Raw genomic sequence first — 4298 nt, forward strand, 5'->3', positions numbered from 1 at the left:
CGTCCGCGCCACCGTCCGCTTCGCCGACGGCGTCGGGGCGCTCACCGACGCCGGGGCGAACGCCTTCCTCGAGATCGGCCCCGACGGCGTCCTGACCGCGCTCACCCGCCGGTGCCTCGACGCCGACGTCGACACGGTCGCCGTTCCCGCCCTGCGGGAGGACCGGTCCGAGGAGACCGCGCTGCTCACGTCGCTGGCGCGGCTCCACGTCCGCGGCGTACGCGTCGACTGGCGGCCGTGCTTCGACGGCACCGGCGCCCGCCGCACCGAACTGCCGACCTACGCCTTCCAGCGGGCGCGCTACTGGCCCGACGCCCAGCGCTCCACGACGGGCGGAACCGGGCCGGACCCCCTGGACACGGCGTTCTGGACGGCCGTGGAGGGCGAGGACCTGACCACGCTCGCCGCCGACCTCGCGGTCGACACCGAGGCGCTGGGCGCGGTCCTGCCCGCGCTGTCCACCTGGCGGCGCAGGCAGCGCGACCAGGCGATGGTCGACGGGGTCAGGCACCACGAGGGGTGGAAGCCGCTGTCGCTGCCCTCCTCCGCGCCCACCGCCGCCGGCACCTGGCTGGCGGTCGTCCCCGAGGCGCTCGCCGACGACCCGTGGACGGCCGCCGTCCTGGCGGCCGTCGGCACCGACGTCGTGCCGCTCACCGTCGGCACCGCCGACCGCGACGCGCTCGCCGGGCGGTTGCGCGGCCTGCTGTCCGAGGGCACCACGCTCACCGGAGTGCTGTCCCTGCTCGCCCTCACGGACACCGCGCAGGCCCCGGCCGTCCCGACGGCGGTCCTGCTCCAGGCCCTGCTGGACGCCGAGGTCACCGCGCCCCTGTGGTGCGTGACGCGCGGCGCCGTCGCGGTCGCCGGCACGGAGCGGCTCCTCGCTCCCGCCCAGGCCGCGGTGTGGGGTCTCGGCCGGGTCGCGGCGCTGGAGATCCCCGCACGGTGGGGCGGGGTGATCGACCTGCCCGACGCCCTGGACGACCGTGCCGCGCGGCGGTTCGCCGCCGTCCTCGCCGGACACGACGGCGAGGACCAGGTGGCCGTACGTGACTCGGCCGTCTTCGGCCGCCGACTCGTGCCCGCCCCGGAGGCCGCCCCCGACGCGGGCTGGGAGCCGAGCGGCACCGTCCTGATCACCGGGGGCACCGGGGGCCGCGGCGCCCGCGTGGCGCGCTGGCTGGCCGCCGCCGGAACCGCCCGTCTGGTCCTGGTCAGCCGGCGCGGCCCGGACGCGCCCGGTGCCGCCGACCTCGCCGCCGAACTGCGCGGCCACGGCGCCGAGGTGACGATCGCCGCCTGCGACGCCGCCGACCGCGACGCACTCGCCGCCGTCCTCGCCGACATCCCCGAGGACACCCCGCTGACCGGTGTGGTGCACGCCGCCGGCATCGTCGACGACGGCGTGCTCGACGACCTCACGCCGGAGCGGTTCGTCGCGCTGCACCGCGCCCGCACCGCTCCCGCCGTCCACCTGGACGAACTGACCCGCGACCTGGACCTGACGGCGTTCGTGCTCTGCTCCTCGGTGGCCGGCACGGTCGGCACCGCGGGGCGCGCCAACCTCGCCGCCGCCACCGCCGTCCTCGACGCGCTCGCCCGGCGCCGCCGCGGCGAGGGCCTGCCCGCGACATCCATCGCCTGGGGCGCCTGGACCGACGAGGAACCCGGCGCGGACACCACCGGCCCCACGGGCGCCGGCGCCACCGCACGCCCGGCCCGCACCGCCGGTCACCCGGCCGTGCACCCGGACCTCGCGCTCGCGGCCCTGCGGCAGGCCGTGACCCGGCCGGAGCCGGCGCCCGTGGTCTTCGACCCGCGCCAGCCTCAGGTCCTGGACACCCTCATCGGCATCCGCGGCAGCGCCCTGCTGCGCGACCTGCCGGACGCCCGGCAGGCACTGGCCGACGCGGCCGCCGCGCGGCAGCGGACCGAGACGGCCGCCTCCGGGCTCGCCGCGCGGCTGCGGGAGCTGCCCGCCGACGACCGCACCGCGGTCCTCGGCGACCTGGTCCGCACCCACGCCGCCGCCGTCCTCGGCCACCCGGGGCCGGAGGCCGTCGCCCCCGACCGCAACTTCCGCGACCTGGGCTTCGACTCGCTGACCGCGATCGAGCTGCCCGACCGGCTCGCCCTCGCCACCGGACTGCGCCTGCCCGCCACCACGGTCTACGACTTCCCGACCGCGCGGGCCCTGGCCGAACACCTGGTCGCCGAACTCCTCGGCGAGCAGGACACCGGGTCCGGTCCCGACCGGGTGGCCGCCGCCGGGCTGTCCGACGACCCGATCGTCATCGTCGGCATGGCCTGCCGCCTCCCCGGCGGCGTGCGCTCCCCGCAGGACCTGTGGCGGATGCTGAGCGAGGGCCGCGACGGCATCGAGGCCTTCCCCGAGGACCGGGGCTGGGACCTCGCCACCCTGGCGACCGGCGGCGCGGACGGCCGCGGCCGCAGCGCCACCCTCAAGGGCGGATTCATCGAAGGCGCCGCCGAGTTCGACGCCGGTTTCTTCGGGATCTCCCCCCGCGAGGCCATCGCCATGGACCCGCAGCAACGCCTGCTCCTGGAGACCACCTGGGAGGCGTTCGAGCGGGCCGGCATCGACGCCGACGGACTGCGCGGCAGCCGCACCGGCGTGTTCGTCGGCACCAACGGCCAGGACTACTCCACCCTCGTGATGAACTCCCGCGAGGACCTGGAGGGCCACGCCGGCACCGGACTCGCCGCCAGCGTCGTCTCCGGCCGGCTCGCCTACACCTTCGGCCTGGAGGGCCCGGCGGTCACCGTCGACACCGCCTGCTCCTCCTCCCTGGTCGCCCTGCACTGGGCGCTCCAGGCGCTGCGGGCCGGCGAGTGCGACCTCGCCGTCGCGGGCGGCGTCACCCTCATGAGCACCCCGTCCGGCTTCTCCGGCTTCACCCTGCAGAACGGCCTCGCCACCGACGGCCACTGCAAGGCGTACGCGGACGCCGCCGACGGCACCGGCTGGTCCGAGGGCGTCGGCCTGATCGTGGTGGAGCGCCTCTCGGACGCCCGCCGCAACGGGCACGAGGTGCTCGCGGTGGTCCGCGGCTCGGCCATCAACCAGGACGGCGCCTCCAACGGCCTGACCGCCCCCAACGGCCCCTCCCAGCAGCGGGTCATCCGCCAGGCCCTGGCGAGCGCCGGGCTCACGCCCGCTGGGCGACCCGATCGAGGCGCAGGCGCTGCTGGCCACCTACGGCCAGGACCGGCCCGCCGACCGGCCGCTGCTGCTCGGCTCCATCAAGTCGAACATCGGCCACACCCAGGCCGCCGCCGGCGTGGCCGGCATCATCAAGACCGTCATGGCGCTGCGCCACGGTGTCCTGCCGAAGACCCTCCACGTCGACACGCCCTCCACGCACGTCGACTGGGAGGCGGGCGCGGTGCGCCTGCTCACCGAGCCGTCCCCCTGGCCGGAGACCGGCAGGCCGTGGCGCGCGGGCATCTCGTCCTTCGGCATCAGCGGCACCAACGCCCACACCATCATCGAGCAGGCGCCGGCACTCGAGGCCGCGCCGGAGCCGGCCGCCCCCGCACCGGCCCCCTCGGTCGTCCCGTGGCCCGTCTCCGCGAAGTCCGAGGAGGCCCTGGACGCCCAGGTGGCCCGCATCGCCGCCCTGACCGGCAGGTCCCCGCTGGACGTGGGCCACTCCCTGGCCACCGGCCGCGCCCTGCTCGATCACCGGGCCGTCCTCCTCTCCGGACCCGGCGGGGAACCCCTCGAGGTGGCGCGGGGCCGCGCCGCGTATCGCACCACCGCCGTCCTGTTCTCCGGCCAGGGTGCGCAGCGGGCGGGTATGGGGCGTGAGCTGTACGCCGCCTTCCCGGTGTTCGCCGAGGCCCTGGACGCCGTACTGGCCCGCCTGGACACCGGATCCGAAGTCCCCCTGCGCACGGCGCTGTTCGCCGAGGAGGGCACGCCGGAGGCGGAACTCCTCGACACCACCGGGTACACCCAGCCCGCGCTGTTCGCGGTCGAGGTGGCGTTGTTCCGGCTGGTCGAAAGCTGGGGTGTGCGGCCCGACTACGTGGCCGGTCACTCGGTGGGGGAGATCGCGGCCGCGCATGTGGCCGGGGTGCTGTCCCTGGACGACGCGTGCACCCTGGTCGCGGCGCGTGCCCGGCTGATGCAGGAGCTCCCGTCCGGCGGAGCCATGATGGCCGTCCAGGCCACCGAGGAGGAGGTCGCCCGTGAGCTGACCGCCGGTGTGTCGGTGGCGGCGGTGAACGGTCCGGACGCGGTGGTCGTCGCCGGTGACCAGGCGGAGGTC

General features: G+C 76.8%; 1 pseudogene. It reads left to right on the forward strand.

The annotated features are described in order from the left end of the window. A pseudogene (locus ADK41_RS43820) lies at nt 1–4298 on the forward strand (SDR family NAD(P)-dependent oxidoreductase); the annotation flags it as partial.

Source organism: Streptomyces caelestis (assembly GCF_001279005.1).
Classification (GTDB): domain Bacteria; phylum Actinomycetota; class Actinomycetes; order Streptomycetales; family Streptomycetaceae; genus Streptomyces; species Streptomyces heliomycini.